Annotated in this window: 25 protein-coding genes; 15 read left to right on the top strand and 10 right to left on the bottom strand. The window is 74.5% G+C overall.

Annotated features, from left to right (window positions below; genetic code table 11):
- Positions 1–129 precede the first annotated feature (129 nt).
- From murJ to ACFYNS_RS05555, 5 genes are read left to right on the top strand one after another with little or no spacing between them, the layout of a single operon-like run.
- Positions 130–1,791, top strand: a complete 1,662-nt coding sequence (gene murJ, locus ACFYNS_RS05535; protein WP_388600983.1) for a murein biosynthesis integral membrane protein MurJ — start codon at positions 130–132, stop codon at positions 1,789–1,791.
- A complete protein-coding gene (locus ACFYNS_RS05540) occupies positions 1,781–2,551 on the top strand; it encodes a polysaccharide deacetylase family protein (protein ID WP_360303726.1) in 771 nt (256 codons plus the stop codon). Before murJ ends, ACFYNS_RS05540 begins: the two co-directional genes overlap by 11 nt.
- Positions 2,548–3,804 (top strand): glycosyltransferase, encoded by a 1,257-nt coding sequence (locus ACFYNS_RS05545; protein ID WP_388600986.1) that lies wholly within the window; start codon positions 2,548–2,550, stop codon positions 3,802–3,804. Before ACFYNS_RS05540 ends, ACFYNS_RS05545 begins: the two co-directional genes overlap by 4 nt.
- Before the next feature lie 5 nt (positions 3,805–3,809).
- Complete coding sequence (locus ACFYNS_RS05550) at positions 3,810–4,592, top strand: hypothetical protein (protein ID WP_388600988.1); 783 nt, start codon at positions 3,810–3,812, stop codon at positions 4,590–4,592.
- Positions 4,589–5,821, top strand: coding sequence for a GNAT family N-acetyltransferase (locus ACFYNS_RS05555; RefSeq protein WP_388600990.1), 1,233 nt, complete (start codon positions 4,589–4,591; stop codon positions 5,819–5,821). Before ACFYNS_RS05550 ends, ACFYNS_RS05555 begins: the two co-directional genes overlap by 4 nt.
- A gap of 43 nt (positions 5,822–5,864) precedes the next feature.
- Here ACFYNS_RS05555 and ACFYNS_RS05560 read toward each other — a convergent pair whose 3' ends face one another.
- Positions 5,865–7,100 carry a glycosyl hydrolase gene (locus ACFYNS_RS05560; RefSeq protein ID WP_360302452.1) on the bottom strand — a complete coding sequence of 412 codons (1,236 nt, stop codon included), beginning with the start codon at positions 7,098–7,100 and terminating at the stop codon, positions 5,865–5,867.
- A 135-nt stretch (positions 7,101–7,235) separates the two neighbouring features.
- Here ACFYNS_RS05560 and ACFYNS_RS05565 point away from each other — a divergent pair, with 135 nt between their 5' ends.
- A complete protein-coding gene (locus ACFYNS_RS05565; protein WP_360302449.1) occupies positions 7,236–8,624 on the top strand; it encodes an ATP-grasp domain-containing protein in 1,389 nt (462 codons plus the stop codon).
- Positions 8,609–9,964 (top strand): NAD(P)-binding domain-containing protein, encoded by a 1,356-nt coding sequence (locus ACFYNS_RS05570; RefSeq protein WP_360302446.1) that lies wholly within the window; start codon positions 8,609–8,611, stop codon positions 9,962–9,964. Before ACFYNS_RS05565 ends, ACFYNS_RS05570 begins: the two co-directional genes overlap by 16 nt.
- 78 nt (positions 9,965–10,042) lie before the next feature.
- On the opposite strand, the gene ACFYNS_RS05575 is transcribed toward ACFYNS_RS05570, so the two are convergent.
- The 3 genes from ACFYNS_RS05575 to ACFYNS_RS05585 all read right to left on the bottom strand — a co-directional run bounded on the left by ACFYNS_RS05575 (position 10,043) and on the right by ACFYNS_RS05585 (position 12,431).
- The gene (locus tag ACFYNS_RS05575; protein WP_075000738.1) at positions 10,043–10,462 is read right to left on the bottom strand and encodes a DUF2267 domain-containing protein; all 420 of its coding nucleotides are present in this window, start codon (positions 10,460–10,462) and stop codon (positions 10,043–10,045) included.
- Between the two features lie 171 nt (positions 10,463–10,633).
- Positions 10,634–11,188: a sugar O-acetyltransferase gene (locus tag ACFYNS_RS05580; protein ID WP_360302443.1), complete on the bottom strand. Its 555-nt coding sequence runs from the start codon at positions 11,186–11,188 to the stop codon at positions 10,634–10,636.
- Positions 11,189–11,423: 235 nt separating this feature from the next.
- Complete coding sequence (locus ACFYNS_RS05585) at positions 11,424–12,431, bottom strand: helix-turn-helix domain-containing protein (protein ID WP_360302440.1); 1,008 nt, start codon at positions 12,429–12,431, stop codon at positions 11,424–11,426.
- A 52-nt stretch (positions 12,432–12,483) separates the two neighbouring features.
- Here ACFYNS_RS05585 and ACFYNS_RS05590 point away from each other — a divergent pair, with 52 nt between their 5' ends.
- Positions 12,484–12,879 carry a cupin domain-containing protein gene (locus tag ACFYNS_RS05590; RefSeq protein ID WP_388600993.1) on the top strand — a complete coding sequence of 132 codons (396 nt, stop codon included), beginning with the start codon at positions 12,484–12,486 and terminating at the stop codon, positions 12,877–12,879.
- A 73-nt stretch (positions 12,880–12,952) separates the two neighbouring features.
- On the opposite strand, the gene ACFYNS_RS05595 is transcribed toward ACFYNS_RS05590, so the two are convergent.
- Complete coding sequence (locus ACFYNS_RS05595; RefSeq protein WP_360294842.1) at positions 12,953–13,138, bottom strand: DUF5133 domain-containing protein; 186 nt, start codon at positions 13,136–13,138, stop codon at positions 12,953–12,955.
- Positions 13,139–13,382: 244 nt separating this feature from the next.
- On the opposite strand from ACFYNS_RS05595, the gene ACFYNS_RS05600 reads away from it, so the two are divergent.
- Positions 13,383–14,144, top strand: a complete 762-nt coding sequence (locus tag ACFYNS_RS05600) for a VOC family protein (protein ID WP_388600996.1) — start codon at positions 13,383–13,385, stop codon at positions 14,142–14,144.
- Positions 14,145–14,161: 17 nt separating this feature from the next.
- Here ACFYNS_RS05600 and ACFYNS_RS05605 read toward each other — a convergent pair whose 3' ends face one another.
- The 3 genes from ACFYNS_RS05605 to ACFYNS_RS05615 all read right to left on the bottom strand — a co-directional run bounded on the left by ACFYNS_RS05605 (position 14,162) and on the right by ACFYNS_RS05615 (position 15,794).
- Positions 14,162–14,374 carry a DUF2180 family protein gene (locus ACFYNS_RS05605; protein ID WP_360294838.1) on the bottom strand — a complete coding sequence of 71 codons (213 nt, stop codon included), beginning with the start codon at positions 14,372–14,374 and terminating at the stop codon, positions 14,162–14,164.
- A gap of 171 nt (positions 14,375–14,545) precedes the next feature.
- Positions 14,546–15,538 carry an NAD(P)-dependent oxidoreductase gene (locus ACFYNS_RS05610; protein ID WP_360294835.1) on the bottom strand — a complete coding sequence of 331 codons (993 nt, stop codon included), beginning with the start codon at positions 15,536–15,538 and terminating at the stop codon, positions 14,546–14,548.
- 64 nt (positions 15,539–15,602) lie between these two features.
- Positions 15,603–15,794, bottom strand: coding sequence for a hypothetical protein (locus ACFYNS_RS05615; RefSeq protein ID WP_360294832.1), 192 nt, complete (start codon positions 15,792–15,794; stop codon positions 15,603–15,605).
- Between the two features lie 293 nt (positions 15,795–16,087).
- On the opposite strand from ACFYNS_RS05615, the gene ACFYNS_RS05620 reads away from it, so the two are divergent.
- Positions 16,088–16,762, top strand: coding sequence for an AIM24 family protein (locus tag ACFYNS_RS05620; protein WP_019356370.1), 675 nt, complete (start codon positions 16,088–16,090; stop codon positions 16,760–16,762).
- Between the two features lie 63 nt (positions 16,763–16,825).
- On the opposite strand, the gene ACFYNS_RS05625 is transcribed toward ACFYNS_RS05620, so the two are convergent.
- The gene (locus ACFYNS_RS05625) at positions 16,826–18,019 is read right to left on the bottom strand and encodes an FAD-dependent oxidoreductase (protein WP_360294829.1); all 1,194 of its coding nucleotides are present in this window, start codon (positions 18,017–18,019) and stop codon (positions 16,826–16,828) included.
- Entirely contained in the window at positions 18,016–18,378 is a 363-nt protein-coding gene (locus ACFYNS_RS05630) for a bifunctional 3-phenylpropionate/cinnamic acid dioxygenase ferredoxin subunit (RefSeq protein WP_019356368.1), read from the bottom strand. Before ACFYNS_RS05630 ends, ACFYNS_RS05625 begins: the two co-directional genes overlap by 4 nt.
- A 257-nt stretch (positions 18,379–18,635) precedes the next feature.
- On the opposite strand from ACFYNS_RS05630, the gene ACFYNS_RS05635 reads away from it, so the two are divergent.
- The 5 genes from ACFYNS_RS05635 to ACFYNS_RS05655 all read left to right on the top strand — a co-directional run bounded on the left by ACFYNS_RS05635 (position 18,636) and on the right by ACFYNS_RS05655 (position 25,824).
- Positions 18,636–19,439, top strand: coding sequence for an IclR family transcriptional regulator (locus ACFYNS_RS05635; RefSeq protein WP_360294825.1), 804 nt, complete (start codon positions 18,636–18,638; stop codon positions 19,437–19,439).
- A 257-nt stretch (positions 19,440–19,696) separates the two neighbouring features.
- A complete protein-coding gene (locus ACFYNS_RS05640) occupies positions 19,697–20,785 on the top strand; it encodes an S-(hydroxymethyl)mycothiol dehydrogenase (protein WP_360294822.1) in 1,089 nt (362 codons plus the stop codon).
- Positions 20,782–23,319, top strand: coding sequence for an FAD-dependent oxidoreductase (locus ACFYNS_RS05645; RefSeq protein WP_388600999.1), 2,538 nt, complete (start codon positions 20,782–20,784; stop codon positions 23,317–23,319). Before ACFYNS_RS05640 ends, ACFYNS_RS05645 begins: the two co-directional genes overlap by 4 nt.
- A 187-nt stretch (positions 23,320–23,506) precedes the next feature.
- Entirely contained in the window at positions 23,507–24,706 is a 1,200-nt protein-coding gene (gene solA, locus ACFYNS_RS05650; RefSeq protein ID WP_360294819.1) for an N-methyl-L-tryptophan oxidase, read from the top strand.
- Entirely contained in the window at positions 24,703–25,824 is a 1,122-nt protein-coding gene (locus ACFYNS_RS05655) for an aromatic ring-hydroxylating dioxygenase subunit alpha (protein WP_360294816.1), read from the top strand. Before solA ends, ACFYNS_RS05655 begins: the two co-directional genes overlap by 4 nt.

Raw genomic sequence — 25,824 nt, forward strand, 5'->3', positions numbered from 1 at the left:
GCACCCCTCCCGCCCGGTCGGCGACCGGACCCGCCGCGGCGGGACGCGCCGCGCGAGCACGCCCCGCACCCGCCGCGACCGGTTCCCCGGGGGCCGGAAGCACCCCGCCGGGAGGTGTCGCAGCAGGAGATGCCCCAGCAGGAGGTTCCGCGGCCGGACCCGCTGCCCGCGACGGCGCCCGCGGGCGAGGAGTCGCCCCGGCTCGGGCCGTTCCTGGCCCGGGCGGCCGCGATCACCGCGGGGCTCACGGCCGCGGGCTCGCTCTTCGGGCTGCTGCGGGACCAGGCCATCGCCCAGCTCTTCGGCGCGGACTCCGGCACCGATGCCTTCCTCGTCGCCTGGACGGTGCCCGAACTGGCCGCCACCCTGCTCATCGAGGACGCCATGGCGCTCGTCCTGGTGCCCGCCTTCAGCCTCGCCCTCTCCCGCCGGGCGGCCCGCGCGGACGGCGCCGCGGCCCAGGCCGACCCGGTGCGGACGCTGGTGGCGGCCACCCTCACCCGGCTCTCGCTGCTGCTCGCCTGCACCGCCGGGCTGCTGATGCTGGCCGCGCCGTACGTGGTACGGGTGCTCGCACCGGGCCTGCCCGACACCGGCACCGCGGTGGACTGCCTGCGGCTGACCGCGCTGACCGTGGTCACCTTCGGCCTCGCCGGGTACTTCAGCGCCGCACTGCGCGCCCACCGGCACTTCACGGCACCCGCGGCGATCTACCTCGCCTACAACGCCGCCACCATCGCGGTGATGTTCGCCGCGCACCGCGCCTGGGGAGTGCGGGCCGCCGCGCTGGGCGTCGCGGTGGGCGGCGCGCTGATGGTGCTCATCCAACTTCCCCCGCTGCTGCGCCGCCTGCCGCTGCGGCAGCAGCACCCGGCGCAGGGCAGCGCCCGGAGCGCGGCGCGCGGCGCGCGGCGCAGCGCGCACGCCGGGACGCTCGTCGGCCTCGGCGTGCTCGCGCCGGTCGTCACGTTCGCGGTGAGCCGCCAGGCGCAGGTCTTCTTCGAACGCTTCATGGCCTCCTCGCTGCCCGCAGGCGCCATCTCGCACCTCAACTACGCGCAGAAGGTGGCCCAGCTCCCGATGGTGCTCTCGCTGATGGTGTGCACGGTCACCTTCCCGGTCGTGGCCCGCGCCATGGCCGACGGCGACGCGGCGGCGGCCCGGCGGCGGGTGGAGCGCGACCTGGCGACGGCCGGGACGGTGGTGCTGCTGGGCGCCGCGTACGTGATCGCCTGCGCACCGCAGATCATCGGCCTGCTCTTCGAACGCGGCGCCTTCGACGCACGGGACACCGCCGCGACGGCCGCGGTGATGCGCGTCTACTGCTGCGGACTGCTGGGGCACAGCATGGTCGGCGCCCTGGTGCGGCCGTTCTTCTCCGGCGGCCGTCCGCCCTGGTATCCGGCTGCGGCGATGGCGGCCGGGCTGGCCGTGACGGTGGGCACCGGTGCTCCGCTGGCGGGCGGTTGGGGGGTCCTGGGCATCGCGGCGGCCAACGCGCTGGGCATCACCACCACCGCTGCCCTGCTGCTGCACGGGCTGGGCGCCCGGGTGGTGGCCATCGACGTGTCCGGCGTGGCGGCCGGGCTGCTGCGGCTGCTGGTGGCCGCCGCCGTTGCGGCCGGTGCGGGCTGGGCGGTGGCCGGGCTCTTCGCCGCGCCCCTGGCCGGGGCACTCGCCGGCGGATGCGCCGTGCTGCTCGCCTTCCTCTGCGTCGGGCTGCTGGTGGGGGCGCCGGAGCTGTCGCATCTGTTCACCGCCGTCAAACGGAGGTTCCCGCATGCCCGCTGACACCCGCAACCGGGCCCCCTGGCTGCTGATGTACCACTCGGTCTCCGACTGCCCCGACGATCCGTACGGCATCACCGTCTCGCCGTCCCGGCTGGAGCGGCAGTTGCGCTGGCTGCGCGACCGGGGGCTGACCGGCGTGAGTGCCGGCCGGCTGCTGCGGGCCCGGGCGGCGGGGCGGGACACCGGGCTGGTGGGACTCACCTTCGACGACGGCTACGCCGACTTCCTGACCGCCGCCGTACCCCTGCTGCGCCGGTACGGGTGCACGGCCACCGCGTTCGTGCTGCCGGGACGGCTGGGCGGCGACAACGCCTGGGACGAACTCGGGCCGCGCAAGGCGCTGCTGGACGCCGACGGCATCCGGGAGGCGGCCGCGGCCGGGATGGAGATCGGCTCGCACGGGCTGGTCCACACCGACCTGACCGGCGCCGACGACGCGACACTGGTGCGCGAGACGGCACACAGCCGGGCGCTGCTGGGCGAGCTCACCGGATCGGCCCCCGCCGGGTTCTGCTACCCCTACGGAACGCTCGACCACCGGGCCGTCCAAGCGGTGCGCGCCGCCGGCTACGGCTACGCGTGCGGCATCGACCCGGGACCGCTGACCGGTGTGCACGCCCTGCCGCGCGCCCACGTCGGCGCCCGGGACACCGCCGTACGGCTGTATCTGAAGAAGGTGCTGCACCCGCTGCGGCGCAGGCCGCTGCCCGCGGCGTCCGCCCCCGCGGAAGCCGCCCCCCGGGACGGGGTGCGCCGATGAGGGTGCTGCACGTCATCACCGGCCTGGACGTCGGCGGCGCCGAGGAGCAGCTGCGGCTGCTGCTGCGCCGTCTGCCCGACCATTCCGTGCGGGGCGAGGTGGTCACCCTCACCTCGCCGGGCTCCGTCGCCGAGGGCATCCGCGCCGACGGCACCCCCGTCGCCCACCTGGGGATGGCGGGGAACCGTGATCTGAGCGCGCTGCCCCGGCTGGTGCGGCTGGTGCGCTCCGGGAGCTACGACCTGGTGCACACCCATCTGTACCGGGCCTGCGTGTACGGCAGGATCGCCGCCCGGCTGGGCGGAGTGCGCACGGTGGTGGCGACCGAGCACTCGCTGGGTGACAGCGTGTTGGAGGGCCGTCCCCTCACCGCCGGTGTGCGCGCCCTCTATCTGGCCACCGAACGGCTCGGCACCACCACCGTCGCCGTCTCCGCGACGGTCGAGCAGCGGCTGCGCCGCTGGGGCGTTCCCGCCTCCCGGCTGTGCACGGTGCCCAACGGCATCGACGCCGCCCGCTTCCGCTTCGATCCCGCCGCCCGCGCCGCCGTGCGGAGCGGCCTGGGGCTGGCACCGGATGCCTTCGTGGTGGCCGGGGTGGGCCGCCTGGTGGCGGGTAAGCGCTTCGACACCCTGGTGGACGCGGTGGCCGCGCTGCCCGGTGCGCAGCTGCTGCTGGCCGGGGACGGACCCGAACTCCCGGCGCTGCGCGCCCGCGCCGCGGCGCTGGGGGCCGCCGACCGGGTGCGCCTGCTGGGCGAGTGCGCGGGCGGGCCCGGTGCCGGGCAGACACCCCGCGGCACGGGACCGGACGTGCCGGGGGTGCTGGCCGCCGCCGATGTGTTCGCCGCACCGTCCCCCGAGGAGTCCTTCGGGCTGGCGGCCGTGGAAGCGCTCGCCGCCGGACTGCCCGTGCTCTACGCCGCCTGCCCCGCGATCGAGGACCTGCCGCCCGGGCAGGCGCCGGGAGCACACCGGTTCGCCGCCTCCCCCGGCAGCCCGGCCGAGGCGCTGCGCCGGGCGCTGGCGCGGCACGCGGCGGACTTCGCGCGGGCCGCGGGCCCGGCCCGGCTGCCGGTGCCGCCGGTGGTGCACCGCTACGACATCGCGCGCTGCGCCGAGCGCCTGGCGCTGGTCTACCGCGCCGCGCTGGGCACGCCCCCGGACGGCGGGATCGCACGCGTCCGCGCCCCGGGGACGGCCTCCCCGCTACTGCCCTCCCGCTCCCCCGACCGCCCCCTGACAACGAGGTGAGTTCCATGTCCAAGGCCACTTCGACAACGGCGGAGTCGTCCGCCGAGAGCACCGAGGAAACCGACGAGACGGCCGTCCCGGAGGCGGGGCGCGGCCGCGGTGGGGCCCGGTCCGCCGCGCGCCGGAACCGCCGCAGGCGCCGCTCGCGGTCGGGATGGTGGCCGCTGCCGGTGTGCGTGGCGCTGGGGGCGCTCGGCGGGGGCGGGTACGCGACGCTCGCGGAGCCTCGGTACGAGGCCACCAGTTATGTGCTGGTCTCCCCCGGCCCGCACGCCGAGGCGGCTTCGGCGCTGGGCTACGCGCAGGCGTACGGGAAGGTGGCCACGGACGCCTTCGTGCTCGGTGCCGCGGAGGCCGACGCGGGGCTGCCGCGCGGGGCGCTCCGCTCCCGGGTGCGGGCGGCCGCCTCGCCCGACGCGCCGATGGTGCGGATCACCGGCAGCGCGCCGCGGCCCGGCCGTGCCGCCGACTTCGCGGACGCGGTGGCCCGCTCGCTGACCGGCACGGCGAAGAAGTCGGCCAAGCGGACAGGGGTGCGTCTGACGGTCGTCGCACACGCGGCGCCCTCGGCCGGACCGGTCTCTCCCTCGATGCCGGTCGCGGTGGCGGTGGGCACGAGTGCGGGCGGGCTGCTCGGCGCGCTGGTGCTGCTGGCCCGGCCGCAGCGGCGCCGGGCGGCGGACGGCGCGGCCGTGCCGGCGCCCGCGCCCGGCGGGGACGACACGGCGTCCACCGCCCGGCCGGGCACCGCGGGGCGGCCGGCCGCGGATCTGGAGGCGGCCCGATGACCTCACCGCTGCCACCGCCCACCCGCCGCAGGCTGGCCGGGCCCGTCCTCTCCCCGTGGCGCAGCGCGCGGGGCGACGCCTCCGGGCAGCCACCGGTACGGCTGACGGCGACGCTGTGCCGCGCGGAGGAGCAGTTCGCCGCGCTGGCCGAGGAGTGGGAGGCGCTGCGCGCCCGGAACCGGTCGGCGACGCCGTTCCAGAGCCATGCCTGGCTGTGGTCGTGGTGGCGGTCCTACGGGCGCCGCGGCCGACTGCGGGTGGTCCTGGTGCGGGAGAACGGCCGTCTGGTCGCCGCCGCCCCGCTGATGCTCGTGCACCGCCCGCTGCCGGCGCTGGTCACGCTCGGCGGCAGCATCTCCGACTACCAGGACGTACTGCTGGACGACAGCTGCCCGCGGGCCGCCGGGGCGCTGGCCCGGGCGCTGCACTCCGCTTCCCGCAGCGCCGTGCTGGATCTGCGCGAAGTGCGGCCGGGCGGGGCCGCGGAGCGGCTGTATGCGGCCTGGCCGGGGGTCAGCCGGTGCCTGGCCGACTCCTCCTGCCTGGAGCTGCCCGGCATCCCGATGGAGGAGATGCTGCGGCGGCTGGCACCCGCCAGCGCCAAGCGCACCCGGCGCAAGCTCCGTCGTATCGCCGAACTCGGTATCGAGGCGCACGACGTGACCGGGGAGCGGGTGGCCGACGCGGTGCGCACGATGCTGCGGCTGCACGAGCGGCAGTGGCGGGGCAGGGGCGTCACGCCCGAGCATCTGCGCTCCCGGTTCGGCGCGCATCTGGTGCGTGCCACGACCGCGTTGGTGGCCTGCGGGGACGCGGCGGTGACCGAGTACCGGATCGGCGGCCGGGTGGCCGCCTGCGATGTCGCCTTCACCTCGCGGGACCTGGTGTGCGGCTATCTGTACGGTGCCGATCCGGCGCTGCGCGAGCAGCGGGCGGACATCGCGACGATGCTGCTGCAGCACGACGCCCACTACGCGGCCGCCAGCGGCCGGGGCACGCTGAGCATGCTGCGCGGCACCGAGCCCTACAAGCTGCGCTGGCGCCCGGTGACCGCCGTCAACCGCCGCTATCTGCTGGCCCGACGGGAGCTGGCACCCGCGCTGGGGCTGCTTGCCGCGCAGGCGGCGGCCCGGGAGCTGGTGGCCGAGCTGTTGCGCCGGCGGCCGCTGTGCTCCGTGGTCCGCGCCCTGCCGGGCCGTGCCTTCCGCGGCCTGCGGACCCGGCAGTGACGGCGTGAGCGCGGCACTGCGGCGGGCCCGGCCCGGGCGGCGGCTATCCGCCCAGGGCGCGCAGCCACTCGAGCCGCACGCAGTAGTCGCCCAGTCCCCAGCACCGGTCCCACCAGGGACGGGGGGTGGACGAGGGCCGCGAGGGACCCGGGACCTGGGCCTGCCCGGACTGCCGGGGCGGCCCCGTACCGGCGCCCAGCGCCGCCCGGTACACGGCGGCGGAGGCGGGGTTGCGCGAACAGCGCCACACGCCGTGCGGGCAGTAGTCGCTGATGGTCTGGTAGAGCGGCTTGTACCGGTCCATCCACTCCAGCATGCGGCGGGTGTACTCGGTGTTGTCGCCGTTGCGGAACAGCCCCCACTCGGGGTAGGAGACGGGCTTGCGGTGCCGCGCCGCGAAGTCGACGTGCGCCTGGAGTCCGTACGGTTCGCGCACCTGCTCCTCGAAGCGCATGCCGCGCGGCTGGTCGTAGGCGTCCATGCCGAGCACGTCCACCACGTCGTCGCCCGGGTAGCAGCGGGGCCAGGGCACCGCGTCCCGGCCCCGGCTGGGCGCGAAGTCGAAGCGGAACCGCTGGCCGTCCACGGCGCGCATGGCGGTCACGATCCGGCGCCAGTACGCCTTCCAGGCCTTGGGGTCGGGACCGCAGCGGTGCGTGTAGGTGGTGCCGTTCATCTCCCAGCCCAGTACCAGGACGGTGTCCGCGAGGCGCTGCCGCACCAGTCGCTCGGCCAGCTTCCGGTAGTGGCCGTCGAAGTGTCCGGCCGCACCTTCGCGCAGCAGGGCGCGCACTCGCGCGTCGGAAAGCCCGGCCTCGTTGCGGGCGGCCATCGGGACGTTGAGCACCAGCAGCCGCTTCGGGTCGGCGTGCCGCCAGCGGGCCCACGGCTCCAGGAACCGGGGCGGGCCCTCGATGTCGGACCACAGTCGGCCGGGCAGGTAGGTGTGCCCGGCGCGCAGCCGGGTGCCGCCCAGCCAGCGCTCCATCCCGCGGATGCGGCGCACCCCCTCGGGTCCGGAGCCCAGGAACGCGCCCACCGCCGGGTCGGCGGCGGCGACCGGCGCGGAGGGGGAGGCAGTCGCCGAGGGCGAGGCCGAGGGGGAAGCGGGTCGGCTCGGGGCCGGGGAGGCGGAGGGCTGCGGGCTGTGCAGCGGTCGCTCGCCCGGCTCGGTTCCCGGTCCGCCGTGCGGCAGCACGGTGCAGGAGGCCAGCAGCCCCCCGGTGAGGACCCCTCCGCACAGCACCGCCCTGATCCGCTGACGTCTGTGGCTCCGCATGGCTCCTCCTGGTCGCCTCCGGGCCGCTGCGCGGCCTCGGCCCGCGGTCCGGTCATCCGCCGGTCCGGAATCCTGATGATCCGTCAGCAGGATTCTCGCCCCGCCCGCCCACCCCACGCCTGAAGGACATGCCCCATGCCGTCGTTCGCCACGGACGTCCCCGCGCTGCTGCTGCGACTCGATCCGAACCCGTACCACCACGGCACCCTGGGAGCCGCCCGGTCGCTGGGGCGTGCCGGGGTGGAGGTGCACGCGCTGGTCGGCTCGCGGATCGGCGCGGTGGGCCGCACCCGCTTCCTGCACCGGGTGCACACAGCGGGGCCCGCGGCGGCCGCGGGGCCGGGCGGCGCGCCGACCGACGCCGAGCTGGAAGGCGCGCTGCTGGAGGCGTCCGAGGCGATCGGCAGACCCGCCGTGCTCGTTCCGCTGGACGACCGGGGGGCGATCGGTGCCGCCCGGCTCGCGTCCCGGCTCGCCGGGCGGTATCTGCTGCCCGCGGTGGCGCCGCTGCTGCCGGCCCGGCTGGCGGACAAGGCCGAGCTGTCCGCCGTCTGCGCCCGCGCCCAGGTCGCGCACCCCCCGACGGTGCTGCCCGGCAGCGCACGCGAGGCAGCCCGGGCCGCCACGGACCTCGGGCTGCCGACGGTGGCCAAATGGAGCCGCCCCTGGCTGCTGCCGCCCGGCTTGCGCAGCACCGCGCTGGTCCGCAGCCCGGCGGAGGCGGCGCGGCTGTACGAGCGGACCGCGGAGGCGGGCAGCGCCCTGCTGCTGCAGCGCAGACTGCCCGACGCGCCGGGAGCCGACTGGTTCTTCCACGGGTACGCCGCGGAGGGCGGACGGTTCCTGGTCGGCGGCGCCGGGCGCAAGGAGCGCTCCTGGCCGCCCCGCACCGGGCTGACCGCGGTGGGGACCTGGCTGCCGTGCCCCGCCGTGGAGAAGGCCGCGGCCCGCCTCGCGGCGGCCCTGGACTACCGCGGCATCCTCGACCTCGACTTCCGGCTCGACCCGGTCACCGGCGTCCACCACCTGGTGGACTTCAACCCGCGCCCCGGGGCGCAGTTCCGGCTCTTCACCGACCGCACCGGAGTGGACGTGGTCAGGGCCCAGCACCTGCATCTGACCGGGCGCCACGTGCCCGAACCGCGCGGGGGGCCGGGCCGGGTCTTCGTCGTGGAGAACTACGCGCTGCTGTCCGCGCTGCTGGGCCCGCGGGGACTCGGACACGCGCCGGCGGCGGCCGCGCGCGGCCCGGTCGAGCGCGCCTGGTTCGCCGCCGACGACCCTCTGCCGTTCGCCGCGATGGCCGCGGGCTGGCTGGGCCGCTGCCTGGTCCGGGGAGCGCACCCGGCCGCCTTGCGCGAGCGGTTGCGCACCGGCAACGCGAGAACCACCCCGGGGCGCGCCGCGGGCGCGGCGCACCCCGCCACCACGGTCCCGGCGCACCCCGCGCCCGGACCGGAGGGCCAGCAGCACACAGAGCCGACATCGCACACAGAGAGAAGGAACCCATGTACGACCTCGTAGTGGTGGGCGCCGGCCCCTACGGACTGTCCATCGCCTCGCACGCCGCGGCGGCGGGACTGCGCCTGCGGGTGCTCGGCAGACCGATGGCCTCCTGGCGGGACCACATGCCGCGCGGCATGTTCCTCAAGTCCGAGCCCGGCGCCTCCGCGCTCTCCGACCCGGAGAGCGCCCACACGCTCACCGCCTACTGCGCGGACCGGGGCATCGAGGTGGGCCACGGCCGCCCGCTGCCGCTGGACACCTTCACCGAGTACGGCACCTGGTTCGGCGGCCGGGCCGCGCCCCCGGCCGAGGACCTGACCGTCACCCGGGTCGCTCCGCACCAGTCCGGCTTCCGGATCCGTACCGCGGAGGGGGAGCAGCTCACCACCCGGGCGGTGGCACTCGCCGTCGGAGTGCTGCCGTTCGCGCACCGGCCCGCCGCGTTGCGCGGCCTGCCCGCCGACCTGGCCTCCCACAGCACCCACCACCGCGACCTGAGCCGGTTCCGGGGCCAGGACGTGACGGTGGTCGGCGCCGGGCAGGCGGCGCTGGAGACCGCGGCGCTGCTCGCCGAGGAGGGCGCCGAACCGCGGGTGGTGGCCCGGGCACCGCGCCTGAACTGGAACACCCCTCCCAAGCCGCTCGACCGCGGCCGCCTCGGCTCGCTGCTCGACCCGCACAGCGCGCTGGGCACCGGCTGGCCGACCTGGGTGTGGTCCCGGCACCCGGGCGCGGTGCGGCGGCTGCCCACCGCGCTGCGGCTGCACATCGCCCGGAACGCCCTGGGCCCGGCGGGAGCCTGGTGGCTGCGGGAACGGTTCGAGCCCGTCGTACCGACCCTGTTGGGGCACACCATCACGGCGGCCGACCGCACGGCGGGCGGGATCCGGCGGGTGGGGAACGGCCCCGGCTCCCGGGTGCGGCTGTGGCTGAGAGCGGCGGACGGCACGGCACGGACGCTGGAGACCGACCACGTGGTGTCCGCCACCGGATTCGCCCCGGAGCTGTTCCGGCTCGGGCTGCTGGACTCCACCCTGCGGGAGACCCTGCGCCGGGTCGGGGACAGCGACGGCCCCTGGCTGGGCCACGACTTCGAGTCCTCGCACCCGGGCCTGTTCTTCGCGGGGCTGCTGACGGCGCCCTCGTTCGGTCCCGCGATGCGCTTCGTGCACGGCGCCGGCTTCACCGCTCCGCGGCTGGTCGCGGGCGTGTGCCGGCACGTGGCCGCGCGCCGGGCGGCGGAGGCGACCCGCGCCACCGGGCACTCCCCGCGGGTGGCGGTACCCCGCTCGGCCACCCGGGAACCGGCCGCCGAGGAAGCGCAGGCGCCGGGCCGGGAGGTGAAGGCGTCGAGGTGACGACGGTGCCGACGTCGGCGTCCGGGCCGGGCCGGGACGCCGACGGGGACCACCGGGCGGGGGAGGCGGGGCCGGTCGTCAGCGGGCGTGGGCCGAACCGGTGCTCCCGGCGAAGAGGACCGAGGCGAGCTCGTCGTCCATCGACTGCCGGATGCGCTCGGTCAGCGCGCCCTGGGTCGCCTCCTCCAGCAACTCGACCACCGTCCGGGCCTCGTGCACGGCCTTCGGCGGCTGCGCCCCGGCCCGCCGCGCGACGCGGTCGAAGAACTCCTGCCGGGTCATCCGCACCCCGGTCTGCGGGATGTCCGGCGCGTACTCGATGCGCCGCAGATGCTCTCCCAGCTCCGTCGGAAGCTGCGCGGCCAGATGGTCGGCCAGCGGGGCCGGAATGCGTTCGGCCAGTGTCTCCAGGGTGGCGCGGGTGCACGCCTCGGCCGCACCCCGGCTCTCGAGGTGGGCCCGCGCCTGTACCTGACCGATGAACTCGTCGTGCTGCATGGGGCTTCTCCTCACTCGAGCGGTGACTCCACCGGGCCTCTTCCAGCATGCGCGCCCCGCGTGCCGGTCGCACCTCCGGGCGGACACCGCCCGCGCCCGAGCGGCGACACCGCGCGACGGGGGCGTCCGGGAGGCCGTCCGTCCCGAGAACGTACGGCTTCCGGGGCCCGGCTAGAGCTCGCGTACGACCCGCGCCGGGTTGCCCACGGCCAGCACGCCTCCCGGCAGGTCCGCGGTGACGACCGCACCGGCCCCCACGACCGTGTCCGCGCCGATCGTGACACCGGGGCAGACGATCACACCGCCACCGAGCCACACGTTGTCACCGATCGTGATGGGCAGCCCCTTCTCCCAGCCGGCGCGGCGCCGTTCGGCGTCCATTTCGTGCGTCGGGGTCAGCAGCTGCACATAGGGGCCGATCTGCACGTCGCGGCCGACGGTGATGGGCGCCGCGTCCAGGAAGACGGCACCGAAGTTCACGAACGTGCCGGCGCCGATCGACAGCCGGCTGCCGAAGTCGCAGTGGAAGGGCGGGCGGATGCGGACGCCCTCGCCCAGGTCCCCGACGAGCCGCTCCAGTATCCGGCGCCGCTCCTGGGGCGGGGCGGTGCCGGACGCGTTGTAGGCCTCGCACAGCTCGGCCCGCCGCACCGTGTCGGCCAGCAGTTCCTCGTCGTCCGGGACGTACCAATCCCCCGCCAGCATCCGCTGCTTGTTCTCACCCATGGGCCCACTCTCGCAGGGCGCCCGCAAGGCGCCGGGCCGGCGGCGGCCCTCGCGGGCGAGGAGGAGTCGCTGCTGGGCTCGCGCCTGGGCGACACGGTGCCCAGTCGCGACATCCCGTGCCTCCTGGGTCCGTGGCACGCCGGGCTGCCGGCTGCAGGGCAAGAGGGGCCGGCCGCACCCCGGCCGGCCCTTCTCCCTCGTCCGGTCCGCCGTCCGGTCCGCGGGCCGGGCCGGATCACGCCCTGGTGACGGCCGGGAGTTCGACCCGGCCGAAGCGCCTGCGGTACGCCGACGGGCTCAGTCCGGTCTCCCGGCGGAGCCGGGATCGCAGGTTCGCCGCGGTGCCGAGCCCGCTCTCGCGGGCGACGACCTCCAGCCGCTCCTCGCCGCGCTCGATCAGCCGGCAGGCCAGCGCGACCCGCTCACCGACCAGCCAGGCGAGCGGGGTGGTACCGAGCTGGGCGCGGAAGCGGCGGTGCAGGGTGGCGGCGCTGACCGCCTCCCGGGCCGCCAGATCGGCCACGGTGAGCGGCTCGCCCAGCCGCTCCCGCGCCCACGCCAGCAGGGATGCCAGCGACTCCTCCGGGGCGCGCGGCAGCGGCCGCTCGACGAACTGCCGCTGCCCGCCGTCCCGGTGCGCGGCGAAGACCAGGCGGCGGCTCACCGCGTTGGCGACCTCGGCGCCGTGGTCGCGGCGCACCACATGCAGTCCCAGGTCCAGCGCGGCCGCGCTGCCCGCGGCGGTGAGGATGTCACCGTCGTCGACGAAGAGCACGTCCGGCTCCAGGTGCACGTCCGGGAAGCGGGCCCGGAATCGGTCCGCCCACTGCCAGTGCGCGGTTGCGCGCCGCCCGCTGAGCACACCCGCCTCGGCGAGGGTGAACGCTCCGCTGCACAGCCCCAGGAGGCGGGTGCCGCGCGCATGGGCGTGGCGGACGGCCGCCAGCACCTCAGGGCGCCGAGGCACCTCGATGTCGGGCCGGTTGGGCACGATCAGGGTGTCCGCCTGCTGGGCCGCGGCCAGGTCCGCGACGCCGGTGAGGGTGAAGAATCCGTCGCGCAGCACGGTGCGCGGCTCGGGCGAGCAGAGCGTGAAGTCGTACAGTTCCCGTCCGAGTTCGGGCCTGCGCAGCCCGAAGACCTCTGTCGCGCAGCCGAGTTCGAAGGGATTGGAGTTCTCGTCGACGAGCACGACCACCCGGTGGAGCCGCGCCGACCGGTCGCGCGAGGAATCTTGCGTCATATGCGATTCCTAGCAGTCGCGGCGGTCGCCGTCACGCCCCCAGGATGAGTCCATGAGCAGCGAACCCATCGACCTGAACCGGGCTCTGGCCTCCTTCGACGCACTGTGGAGCCCCCGCATCGTCACCCGCGTCAACGACTACGACGCACGGATCGCCAAGGTCCGCGGCGAGCACCTGTGGCATGCGCACGAGGACACGGACGAGTTCTTCCTCGTCCTGGACGGAGAGCTGGACATCGCGCTGCGCGAGCCGACCGGCGAGCGGACGGTCCGGCTCGGCGCGGGGGCGGTCTTCACCGTGCCGCGCGGAGTGGAGCACAAGCCGGCCTCACCCGGGGGCGCCGCCCTGCTGCTGTTCGAACCCACCGGCACCTCCACCGTCGGGGACCGACACGAGGAGGTGCCCGCACACGTCGACGCCACGACGGGACACGAACTGAGCCGGTGACGCACCGGCGCGCCGCGCCCCGGCGCGGATTCCGCACCCGCGGCGCGGCCCCGGTCGCGCCGCCGCGCCTCGCTCAGGCCGCACGGACCCCCGCGATATGGGCCCGGGCCGCCCGCACCGCGTCGCGGATGTCGCGGGTCCCCGTGGAGACGCAGAGCGTGTACGAGACGTCGTCCAGCTCCTGCCGGTCCTCGGTCCGGTCACGGAGGGCCTCGTAGCGGCTGAGCAGCTCTCGCAGGGTGTCGGGGTGGGCGATCATGGCAGCTCCTCGGAGGTGCACGGCGGTGCGGGACAAGGCTGCCGCCCGCGGCCTGCGGGCCGCGAAAGCGGCGCACAGGGCCAGTACCCGGCACGGGCCGGACAAAACGCGTAAAAGCCGACATGGGGCGCTTGCTCCCGCCGCTGCCCGTTTGCCACCGCGCCCGGTGGGCACCCCGGCGTCCGGGGACGGAGGACGCCCGCCGACGCGTGAAAGGAACCGGCAGGAGGCTTGAGGTGACGTGATGGATTCCGTACCCGGAGTGCCCTGCTGGGTCAGTCTGACCGTCCGTGACCGGCAGGCCACCGAGGATTTCTACGGCTCCGTGCTGGGCTGGTCCTTCACCGACAGCTCCCTGGGCCCCGGATTCCGCACGGCCACCAGGGAAGGCGACCCGGTGGCGGGCTTCAACGAGGCAGCCGTCTCCTGGCAGCTCCCGGTCCGCTGGACGGTGTTCTTCTCCGTGGACGACGCCGACCTCGTCTGCGAGCGGGTCCGCGAGCGGGGCGCCACCGTCGCCGTCGGGCCGCTCCGGGTCGGCGAGGGCCGGGCGGCCATGGCCGCCGACCCCTACGGTGCGGCGTTCGGCGTCTGGCAGGGGGAACTGCCGCGCGGCTGGGCGGTCGGCGCGGGGCACGCGCCGGCCTGGCTGGAGCTGCGCACCGGTGACGCCTTCGCCGCGGCGCTCTTCTACGGTGCCGTGCTCGACTGGACGCAGAACCCCAGCCACGGGGTGAGTTACGAGGAGCAGAGCGACGAGGTGCACATCCTGGTGGACGGCGAGACCGTAGCCGGGCTCCGCGGGGGCGGCGTCGAGGCCGCTTCCGACCCCCAGGTGCGCACCCGCTGGGACGTGTACTTCCGCGCGTCCGACATCGACGCGGCGCTGGGTGCCGCGGAGCGGACGGGCGGCACCGTGGTCTCACCCGTCCAGCGCGCCCCGCACGGCCGGGTCGCCACCGTCCGCGACCCGGACGGCGGCCTCTTCCGCCTGGTGGGCTCCTGACGCCCGGAGCCGGGGCCTCAGCCCTTCTGGTTCTGCAGCACGTCGTGGCAGACGAGGCAGATCATCCGGCGCGAGTCGCGCGCGGACCAGACCTGGCCGACGCTCATCGAGCGGCGCACCGGCTCGGGGTCGCTGTGCAGATGCCGGGCGCACACACCTGCCCCGCAGTCGACGCAGACCGCCAGGGCAGAGGTCTCGGTGCCCTCCTTGAAGCAGTCGTAGCAGTGCATGACGCCACCTCTCTCGGAGCCGTAAGGGCGGACTGTGCGCGGGTTCCCCTCCGCCCGGCCCCGTACGCATCGGTACGGCCGTTCGGCGCAGCACATGCCCCCGGCGGTACGCGCCCGGCATTCGGCGGCGGCGCCCGCCGCGGGTGACGGTTTCGGAGTCCCGGCCCGGGGTCAGTAGCCACGCGCGAGGCGGACGGCCAGGTCGGGAAGCCTCCCCGCACTCAGCGCGTGCCACGCCGCGCGGAAGTCGGTGAGGACGTCGGTGGCGGTGGTGGGTCCGGCGGAGTGGGAGGTGAGAGTGGTGCGGGGCAGCTCCCAGGCCGGTGATCGGGGCCCGGCCGGCTCCTCCGGCAGGACGTCCAGGACCGCGCGTGCCACCCGCCCCTCCTCCAGTGCCCGGCCGAGCGCCTCGGTGCGCACGGTCGCGCCCCGGCCCACGTTGAGGAAGGTCGCACCGTCCATCGCTCCGAAGAATCCGGAGCCCAGGAGTCCGGCCGTGGCGGGGGTGAGCGGCAGCGTGTCGACCACCCAGCGAGCCGCGCCCAGGGCCGCGGCCAGCTCCGCCGAGGGCGCGCCGGAGCCGTCCGGGGCACCCGAGCCGTCCGGGGCGCCGAGCGCGACGACCTCGTCGAACCCGGGCAGCGGGCGCGCGGTACGGGCCGCTCCGACGGTGCGCACCCCGCAGGGGCGCAGCGCGGCGGCGATCCCCGTACCGATCCCGCCGGTCCCGAGGATGACTGCGAGGGTGCCGTCGGCCAGTTCCGTGGGCAGCCGGTTCCAGGTGCGGGAGGACTGCTGGTCCAGAAAGGCGGGGATGTTCTGCAGCTCCGCCAGCACCCAGGCCAGCACGTACTGGCCGATCCGCTCCCCCATCCGCCCGACCGTGCGGGTCAGCAGCGTCCCGGGCGGCCAGTCGGCGGGCGCCGCCAGCAGCGCGTCGACCCCGGCGTTGCTGCTGTGCATCCACAGCAGCCGCTCGCCGGGGCCGATGTCGGGCAGGGTGGGGCCCACATGGATCCGCGGTCCGGCGCCGGGGCCCAGCGGACGCCGGACGAGTTCGCCCACGCCCGCGTGCACCGGCGCGGGCAGACCGGGGTCGACGGTGACGGCGGCGGTGCCCAGTTCCCGTCCGATCCGCTGGGGGTCCACGTCCTCGATCGCCATCGGTCTCCCTCTCCGTCGCCCCGGGCCCGGTTGCCTCCTCGACCGCGATGCTACGGCTGTCCGTTCACGAGGCCGCCGCGATGCGCCAGGTTCCGACCTGGCGGTACTGCGAGTCGTAGATCTCCGATCCGTCGCCCGGCTCCAGCGCGTAGTGGCGCAGGTTGCCGCCCCAGTACCGCAGCGCGCGGCCCAGTTCGGCCGCCGCCTCTCCCTCGCCCCGCATGCCGCTGATGTCCACCTCGAGCACGAACTTCATCTCGGACCTCCTCCGCTCTCCTGCCACGGGGGCACGCGCCCCCGGGAGCCACGCCCCCTGGCACCTTCCATCGTTTCATTCAACTCCTTTTTGGGAGTTGTGGCCGAGCACCAGCCGTGCCAGGGGATACTGGACGGGAAAACCCTCAAATCAAGTTCTCCCATGGATCAGCCGGCCGGCTGCGCGGGGGCACCAGTGCCGCCCGCAAGGCCGGCCGGCTTCCGCGCAGGTCAGCGGAACCGCCGGCCGGGCATGTCTGGATGGAGCGGTGGATTCCGGGGGAACATGGCGCCATGCAGAGTGATCTCTTCGCGACGAAGAACATGGCGCAGCCCAGCCCGACGGCGGGGATGGAGCTGCAGAACGACAAATGCGTGAAGTACACCGTGAACGGGGAGTGCTACGCGCGGCAGGGCGCGATGGTGGCCTTCCGGGGGAACCTGAAGTTCGAGAAGAAGGGCCAGGGGGTCGGCAACTTCCTCAAGCGCCAGGTCACCGGCGAGGGGCTGGCGGTGATGTCGGTCAGCGGACAGGGCGAGGCATGGTTCGCGCATGAGGCCGAGAACTGCTTCATCATCGACATAGCGCCCGGCGACTCGCTCACCGTCAACGGCCGCAACGTGCTGGTCTTCGACGCCGGTCTGCACTACGAGATCGGCGTGGTCAAGGGCGCGGGGATGGCCGGCGGCGGGCTGTTCAACAGCGTCTTCTCGGGCCAGGGCAGGCTCGGCGTCATCTGCGAGGGCACGCCGATCGTCATCCCCGTCTCGCAGCAGGCGCCGGTGTTCGTGGACACCGACGCGGTGGTGGGCTGGAGCGCCCAGCTGCAGACCTCGCTGCACCGCTCGCAGAGCTTCGGCTCGATGATCCGGGGCGGATCGGGCGAGGCGGTGCAGCTGCGCCTGGACGGTGAGGGCTTCGTCATCGTGCGGCCCAGCGAGAAGCAGCCGGCCACCGCGGGCAACTGACGCGCCCGGCAGGAAGCGGGCGGGGCCGGTGCGCACCCCGCCCGCCCGGAGGGGCGGCCCCACTCAGACGGCAGCCAGCCCTCCCTCGCGGCTGAGCTCGCGGCGGGCGCGGGTGAAGGGGCGGGGGCGGTTGGCCGCGAGAACCGCGGTGGTGGCCCCGTCGCGTTCGTAGCGGGCGAGGAAGCTGCGGTCCTCCGGGGAGCCCTCCACCACCCGCACGGTGTCGGCCGCGCCCCTGGTGCCCGCGAGCTGGAGGCGGACGCCGTACTGGTCCGACCAGAAGTACGGAACGGCCGAGTAGGTCTCCACCGTGGCTCCGGCCAGCAGGTTGCGCACCGCGACGGCGGGGGCCTCCATGGCGCTGGTCCAGTGCTCGGCCCGGTGCCCGGCACGACGGGCCACGTCGCCCACGGCCACCACGCCCGGCACCGGAGTGGCACCGCCCGCGTCGCACACCACTCCGTCGTCCAGCATCAGCCCGGATCCCTCCAGCCAGCCGGTGGCGGGCTGTACGCCGATACCGACGACGACCACGTCGGCCGGCAGGAACCTCCCGTCGGCCAGCTCCACCCAGCCGACCCGCCCGCGCCCGCCGTCGGCCGCGGCCGACCGCCCAGGCTCCGGGTGCAGCGCGCGCACGCCGGTTCCGGTGAGCAGGGTGACCCCGTGGTCGGTGTGCAGGTCGGCGCAGAACGCGGCCATCTGTGCGCCGAGTTGGGGCAGCAGTGGCTGCGCGGCGGCCTCGACCACGGTGACGCTGTGCCCGAGGGTGGCGCACGAGGAGGCGACCTCGGCCCCGACGAAGCCGGCTCCGATGACGACGACCCGCACCTGTCCCCGGCTCAGCTCCTCGCGGAGTGCGGCGGCGTCGTCCAGGGTGCGCAGGGTGTGCACTCCCGCCAGTGGCTCGCCCGGCAGGGTGCGGGGGGCCGCGCCGGTGGCCAGGACGACCCCGTCGGTGGACAGCCTGCGGCCGTCCGCGAGGGCGACGGTGCGGGAGGGCGGGTCCAGGCCTTCGGCGCGGGTGCCCAGCAGCCAGTCGGCGTCCAGTTCGGCGATCTCCTCAGCCTCGGCGAGCGAGAGGCGGTCGGCGGTCAGCGCCCCGGTCAGGAACTCCTTGGAGAGCGGCGGGCGGTCGTAGGGGCGGTGGTGCTCCTCGCCCACGATCACCAGTCGGCCGTCGTAGCCCTGCGTACGCAGGGCCAACGCGGCGTGGAGTCCTGCCAGGGACGCGCCGATCACGGTGATGGTCCTCATGCGGCACTCCCTTGTCCGGCTGCGGCGGTGTGCGGTGCGGTTGCGGGTACGGGCTGGGCGGACTCGACATGTACCCACACGGTGCCGTCCAGCACGCTCACCGGATGGGTGCGCACGGCCTTGCGGGCCGGGAGGCAGGTGGGACGGCCGGTGCGCAGGTCGAATGAAGCTGCGTGCAGCGGGCATTCGACCAGACAGCCCTCGAGCCAGCCTTCGGCCAGGGACGCGTCCTGGTGGGTGCAGGTGTCGTCGATGGCGTAGAGCTCGCCGTCGGCGTTGAAGACGGCGATGGGAGGTTCGAGGTCGAGACGGACGGACTCACCTGCGGGCAGGTCCTCAAGCCGACAGACGGGTATCACTGTGATTCACCTCGCGAGCACGTTCGAGTAGACAGATTCGACCGATCCGGGTACGGCAGGTCCGGGGAGGTGCGGGGCAGACGCTTCGCTACTATCCGAGTTCCGTATCGCGCACGATGGAGCGTGATGCGCAACAGAATCCAAGCGGGGAGGCTTCACGTCAAGCACTCGCCGACGCCCTCCGGGAAGAACGGTGCGCGTCCGTGTACCGGCACCCGGGAACCACAACCAGGCCAGCAGGCGGTGACGTTGAGCAGATGAGCGGAAAAGCGGAGGACAACGGGACCGGTAAGCAGTCCAGAGGCGCGGCTGCCTCGGTCCAGTCGGTCGACCGCGCGGTGAGCGTGCTGGAGATTCTGGCCCGGCACAGCGACGCGGGAGTCACGGAGATCGCGGAGGAGCTGGGGGTCCACAAGTCGACGGCGTTCCGACTGCTCGGCGTCCTGGAGGCCAGGGGCCTGGTCTCCCAGGAACAGGAGCGGGGCAAGTACTACCTGGGCCCGGGTGTGCTGCGACTGGCCGGGGCGGCGGCCTCCCGGCTGGACATCTCTCAGGAGGGTGCGCCGGTCTGCCGCGAGCTGGCCGAGGAGGCCGGGGAGACGGCGAACATCGCGGTGCTGGACGACGACGCAGCGGTCAACATCATGCAGGCCCGTGGCTCGTCGTCGGTCACCGCGCAGAACTGGCTGGGCAGACGCACCCCCCTGCACGCCACCTCCAGCGGCAAGGCGCTGCTGGCACACCAGCCCAAGTCGGTGCAGGAGAGCGTGCTCGCGCGCAAGCTGCCGCGGCTGACGGAGTCGACCGTGGTCTCCGCTGCGGAGCTGCGCGCGGAGCTGAAGGCGGTGGTCACCTCCGGTTTCGCGATGGCGCGGGACGAGCTGGAACTCGGTCTGCACGCGGTGGCGGCGCCGGTACGCGCCCATGACGGCAAGGTGATCGGCGCGATCAGCGTCTCGGGACCGTCCTACCGACTGGAGGAGGAGCAGCTCCAGGAGGTGGCCAAGCGCACCATGGCGGCGGCGCAGGACCTCTCCCGGCGGATGGGCTACGCCTACTGACCGACGGCGGGAGCGGCGGCGCGGGTGGCGCCGCACCGCGCGCGAGAACGGGCAATTTCTGACAGGGCGTCAATTGCAGCAGCGCCCCGACCTCCCATAACTGCGGGTCCGGCACCGGCCGGACCCGCAGCGCGTTTTTCTGACGCCTCGTCACCAACAGCTGATCCACATCTCTTGACGGGCGAGGTTCGGCGTTCTCACTATGTCTCCCATAGCGCAACCAGTCGTGCACTACGCAACAACTGCGAGGTCTGGGAATGCCACACGAGGTCCGCGCTGTCATCGCGATGAAGAAGGACGCCCCGGTCGAGGTGCAGCCGGTCCTGGTACCGGATCCCGGCCCGGGCGAAGTCCTCGTCTCGATCCAGGCATGCGGTGTCTGCCACACCGATCTGCACTACCGGGAGGGCGCCGTCGACAACGACGGCTTCCCCTTCCTGCTGGGCCACGAGGCCGCGGGCGTCGTCGAAGCGACGGGCCCCGGCGTCACCGACCTGCGCCCCGGCGACTTCGTCGTACTCGCCTGGCGCGCACCGTGCGGAAGCTGTCGCTCCTGCCGCAAGGGGCGGCCCTGGTACTGCTTCGACTCGCGCAACGCCCGGCAGCCGATGACGCTGCTGGACGGCACTCCGCTGACCCCCGCACTCGGCATCGGCGCGTTCGCCGACAAGACGCTGGTGGACGCGGGTCAGGCCATCAAGGTCGACCCGGCCGCACGCCCCGAGGCAGCCGGTCTCATCGGCTGCGGAGTGATGGCCGGCTGGGGAGCCGCCGTGCACACCGGAGGCGTGAGCCACGGCGACACCGTGGCCGTCATCGGCTGCGGCGGAGTGGGCAACGCGGCCGTGGCGGCCGCCTCGCTGGCCGGGGCCCGCCGCGTCATCGCCGTCGACATCGACGACGGAAAACTGGACACCGCCACCCGGTTCGGTGCCACCCACAGCGTCAACTCGCGCGGCACCGACCCCGTCGCGGCCGTCCGCGAACTGACCGGCGGCCACGGTGCCGACCTCGTCGTCGAGGCCGTCGGCCGCCCGGAGACCTATCTGCAGGGGTTCGCCATGCGGGACCTGGCGGGTGTGCTCGTCCTGGCCGGAGTCCCCGCCCCGGACGTGACGATCGAACTCCCGTTCCAGGAGCTCTTCTCCCGGGGCGGCGCCCTGGCCTCGTCCTGGTACGGGGACTGCCTGCCCAGCCGGGACTTCCCCGTACTGATCGACCTCTATCTCAGCGGCAAGCTCGACCTGGGCGCCTTCGTCACCGAGACGATCGCGCTGGACGAGGTCGAGGTCGCCTTCGAACGGATGCAGCGCGGCAAGGTGCTGCGATCGGTGGTGGTCCTGTGAACAGTCCTGTCCCGGAGCCCGCCCGTGGGTCTCCCTCCGCCCCGTCCGCCCCGGCGTCCGGTCCGCAGGCCGGCTCCCGGAGCGGCCGCGTCGTCATCGTCGGAGCCGGAATCGTCGGCTGCTCGCTGGCCGACGAGTTGACCGCACGCGGCTGGTCCGACGTCACCGTGCTCGAACAGGGGCCGCTGGCCTCCCCCGGCGGCTCCACCTCGCACGCACCCGGCCTGGTGTTCCGCACCAGCCCCTCGCGGACCCTCACCCACTACGCACGCTACACCGTGGAGAAGTTCACCGGGCTGCGCCGGGCCGGGCGTCCCTGCTTCCTGCCGGTGGGCGGACTGGAGGTGGCCACCACCGAGGCCCGCAGGCTGGACCTGTACCGCAAGGCCGGACTCGCGGCCGCCTGGGGCGTGGAGGGCGAACTGGTCGGTCCCGCGCGGTGCGCGGAGCTGTTCCCGATGCTCGACCCCGACTCCGTGCTCTGCGGCTTCCACACCCCCGGTGACGGGCTGGCCCGCGCCGTGGACGCCTGCCAGGCGCAGATCGAGCGCGCCTCCCGGCGCGGGGCCCGCTTCCTGGAACGGCACACGGTCACCGGAGTGGAGAAGGAAGCGGGCAGGGTCACCGGCGTCGTCACCGACCGCGGCACCTTCCCGGCCGACCACGTGGTCTCGGCGGCCGGATTCTGGGGCCCGGTGATCGGCGCCATGGCCGGAGTGGAGGTACCGCTGCTGCCGCTCGCGCACCAGTACGCGACCACGGCGCCACTGCCGGAGCTGACCGGCGCGGGCACCGGCGGCGACGAGGCCGTGCGGCCGATCCTGCGCCACCAGGACCACGACCTGTACTACCGCGAGCACCTCGACCCGGCGGGCGGTGACGGCCGGATCGGCATCGGCACCTACGCGCACCGCCCGCTGCCCGTCGACCCGTACGCGGTGCTCCCCTACGACCAGGCCCCGGAGATGCCGTCCTCGCTGCCCTTCACCGCGGAGGACTTCGCGCCGAGCTGGACGGAGACCGGCCGGCTGCTGCCCGGTCTGGCCGCCTCCCGGGTGGACAGGGGCTTCAACGGTGTCTTCTCCTTCACCCCGGACGGGATGCCGCTGCTGGGCGAGTCCGACACGGTGCGCGGCTTCTGGTTCGCCGAGGCCGTCTGGGTCACGCACTCCGCGGGCGCCGCTCGCGCCGTCGCCGAGCTGATGACCGACGGCCGCACCACGGTCGACGTCCACGAGTGCGACCCGCACCGCTTCGAACGGGCCCAGCGCTCCCCCGCATATGTGCGCGAGCGCGGGCAGCGCAGCTTCGTCGAGGTGTACGACGTGATCCACCCGCTCCAACCACCCGCCACGGCCCGCCCCCTGCGCACCAGCCCCTTCTATCCGCGGCAGCGGGAACTGGGCGCCCACTTCCTGGAGTCGGGCGGCTGGGAGCGCCCGCACTGGTACGAGGCCAACGCCCCGCTGGTGGAACAGCTCGGCCTGCGGCCGCCCGAGCGCGACCCGTGGTCGGCGCGGCACTGGTCGCCGATCGCCGCGGCCGAGGCGAAGCTGACCCGGGAGCGGGTCGCGCTCTACGACATGACGCCGCTGCGGCGGCTGGAGGTGACCGGGCCCGGTTCGCTCCCCTTCCTGCAGCGGATGACCAGCAACAACCTCAAGAAGCGCCCGGGCTCGGTCACCTACACGCTGCTGCTGGACGGGAGCGGCGGCATCCGCAGCGATCTGACCGCCGCGCGGCTGGGGCCCGAGCGCTGGCAGCTCGGCGCCAACACCCCGGCCGACCTGGACTGGCTCGTCCGGCACGCGCCCGAGGACGTCCACATCCGGGACATCACCTCGGGCACCTGCTGCATCGGGGTGTGGGGCCCGCTCGCCCGGGAGCTGGTGCAGCCGCTGACCCCCGCCGACTTCTCCCACGAGGCGTTCGGCTACTTCAAGGCGCGCGAGACCTCCGTGGGCCATGTCCCGGTGACGGCGCTGCGGGTGAGCTACGTGGGCGAGCTGGGCTGGGAGCTGTACGCGGACGCCGATGTCGGACTGCGGCTGTGGGACACCCTCTGGGAGGCCGGGCAGCGGCTCGGCGTCGTCGCCGCGGGCCGCAGCGCCTTCAACAGCCTGCGGCTGGAGAAGGGGTACCGCGCCTGGGGCGCCGACATGACCGCCGAGCACACCCCCGAGGAGGCCGGTGTCGGCTTCGCCGTACGCCCCGCCAAGGGCGACTTCCTCGGGCGGGACGCGCTGGCCGCGCGGAGCGCACCGGAGCGGAAGCTGGTGTGCCTCACCCTGGACGATCCGGCAGCGGTCGTCATGGGCAGCGAGCCGGTCCATGTCGACGGTGTCGTCGACGGATATGTGACCAGCGCGTCGTACGGCTACAGCGTGGGGCGCTGCGTCGCCTACGCCTGGGTGCCGGCCCGCACCGCCGTGCCGGGCACCTCCGTCGCCGTCGAGTACTTCGGCGACAAGGTCGCGGCGACGGTCGCCGCCGAGCCCCTGTTCGACCCCGAGATGGCCCGGATCCGCCGCTAGTACCCGGTACCGCCCGCCCCCGCACCGGGGACTCCGTCCCTCCGGTCACCGGCCGCCGCTCCACTCCCCGTTCGTCCGCGCCGCGGGCGAGGCATGCCTCTTGCGGGCTGCGGTGGCGGCGCCGGGAGGCCGGAGCCCGGCCCGGTGCGGGGAGCGGGCGGGACCCGGCACCCGAAGGAGACCCGCAATGCCGCATCCCCGCGATGTCATCGTCCTCGGTCTCGGCGGCATGGGCAGTGCCGCCGCCTACCACCTGGCTGCCCGCGGCCACCGCGTCCTGGGCCTGGAGCGCTTCGGCCCCGCGCACCACCGCGGCTCCAGCCACGGCGGTTCCCGCATCGTGCGGCAGTCCTACTTCGAGGACCCCGCCTACGTCCCGCTGCTGCTGCGCTCCTACGAGCTCTTCGCGAAGCTGGAGCACGACACCGGCCGCAGCATCGCCACGCTGTGCGGCGGCGTGATGGTCGGCCGTCCCGAGAGCCGCACCGTCTCCGGCAGCCTGCGCTCGGCCAGGCAGTGGGACCTCCCGCACGAGATGCTGGACGCCGCCGAGGTGCGGCGCCGCTTCCCGACCCTGACACCGGCGGACGACGAGGTCGCGCTGTACGAGGCGCGCGCCGGGTTCGTCCGCCCCGAGTCGACCGTCGCGGCGCACCTCCAGCTCGCCCAGCAGGCCGGAGCCGACCTGCGGTTCGAGGAGCCGGTCACCCGCTGGGAGGTGCTGCCGGGCGGCAGGGGCGTACGCGTCCACACGACGGACGACGTCTACAGCGCCGGTCACCTGGTGGTGTGCCCCGGCGCGTGGGCGCCCGGCCTGCTGGCCGGTCTCGGTGCGCACTTCACCGTCGAGCGGCAGGTCATGTACTGGTTCCGGCCGCGCGGCGGCAGCGCGCCCTTCGCACCGGAGCGGCACCCCGTCTATGTGTGGGAGGACGCCGAAGGGGTGCAGATCTACGGGTTCCCCGCGATCGAGGGCCCGGACGGCGGGGCGAAGACCGCCTTCTTCCGCAAGGGCTCGCCGTGCGATCCGGAGACCGTCGAGCGCACCGTGACCGAGACGGAGAGCGCGGCGATGGCTGCACAGTTGCGGCCCCGCCTCCCCCAGCTGCCCGGCTCCCTGCGCAAGGCCGTCACCTGCATGTACACCACCACTCCGGACGAGCACTTCGTCCTGGCCCGGCACCCGCTGCACCCGGAGGCGGTGACGGTCGCCTGCGGATTCTCCGGGCACGGCTTCAAGTTCGTCCCCGTCATCGGCGAGATCGTCGCCGACCTGGCGCTCAACGGCACCACCGAGCACCCGATCACGCTGTTCGACCCGCGCAGGGAAGCCCTGCGGGCCCCGCACCGCCGCCTCGCCACTCCCGAGGGAGAGACCACGACATGACGACCGCTGTCAGCAGCCTGCTGGCCACCCTGCCAGGGGACCGCTACACCGATCCGGAGAACTTCCGGCACGAGCAGGAGCGCATCTTCGAGACCGCGTGGTTCTGCGCGGTCCGCTCGGCCGACCTCGACAAGCCCGGCGCCTACCGCACCGTCCAGGTGGGCCGGGAGAGCGTGCTGATCACCCGGAACCGCCGGGGCGGGCTGCGTGCCTTCCTCAACGTCTGCCGGCACCGCGGGGCACGGCTGTGCACGGAGCAGGCGGGCCAGGTGCGACGCAGCCTGCAGTGCCCGTACCACGCCTGGACCTACGATCTGGACGGTGCGCTGACGGCGGCACCCAATCTGACCCGGATGCCGGACGTGGACCGTGCCTCCTACGGGTTGCACACGGTGGAGCTGCGCGAATGGCTGGGGTATGCGTGGGTGTGCCTGGCCGCCGAGCCGCCGTCGTTCGAGGAGACGGTCATGGAGGGGGTCGCCGAGCGGCTGGGCGGCGGCGAGGTGATCGGGCACTACGGGATCGACTCGCTGGCGCTGGGCCGCCGCCACACCTATGACGTCGCGGCCAACTGGAAGCTGATCGTCGAGAACTTCATGGAGTGCTATCACTGCGCCACCATCCATCCGGAACTGACCGAGGTGCTGCCCGAGTTCGCCGACGGGTTCGCAGCCCAGTACTACACCGGGCACGGCCCCGCGTTCGCGGACGGGGCCGAGGGGTTCACCGTGGACGGTGGCGCCGGCTTTCCGCGGCTGCCGGGCGTACCGGACGCGCACGACCGCCGCTACTACGCGCTCACGATCCGGCCGCAGGTGTTCGTCAACCTGGTACCCGATCATGTGATCGTGCACCGGATGTTCCCGTTGGCGCAGGACCGCACGGTCGTCGAGTGCGACTGGCTGTACGCGCCGGAGGTGGTCGCGAGCGGCGCGGACGTCTCGCACTCGGTCGAGCTCTTCCACCGGGTCAATCTCCAGGACTTCGACGCCTGCGAACGCACCCAGCCCGCCATGGCCTCCCGGGCCTACCGGAAGGGCGGGGTGCTGGTCCCCAGCGAGCACCACATCGGGGACTTCCACACCTGGGTGACCGGGCAGCTCGCCGACCCGGGCTGA

The sequence above is a fragment of the Streptomyces sp. NPDC006925 genome, assembly GCF_042869575.1.
Classification (GTDB): domain Bacteria; phylum Actinomycetota; class Actinomycetes; order Streptomycetales; family Streptomycetaceae; genus Streptomyces.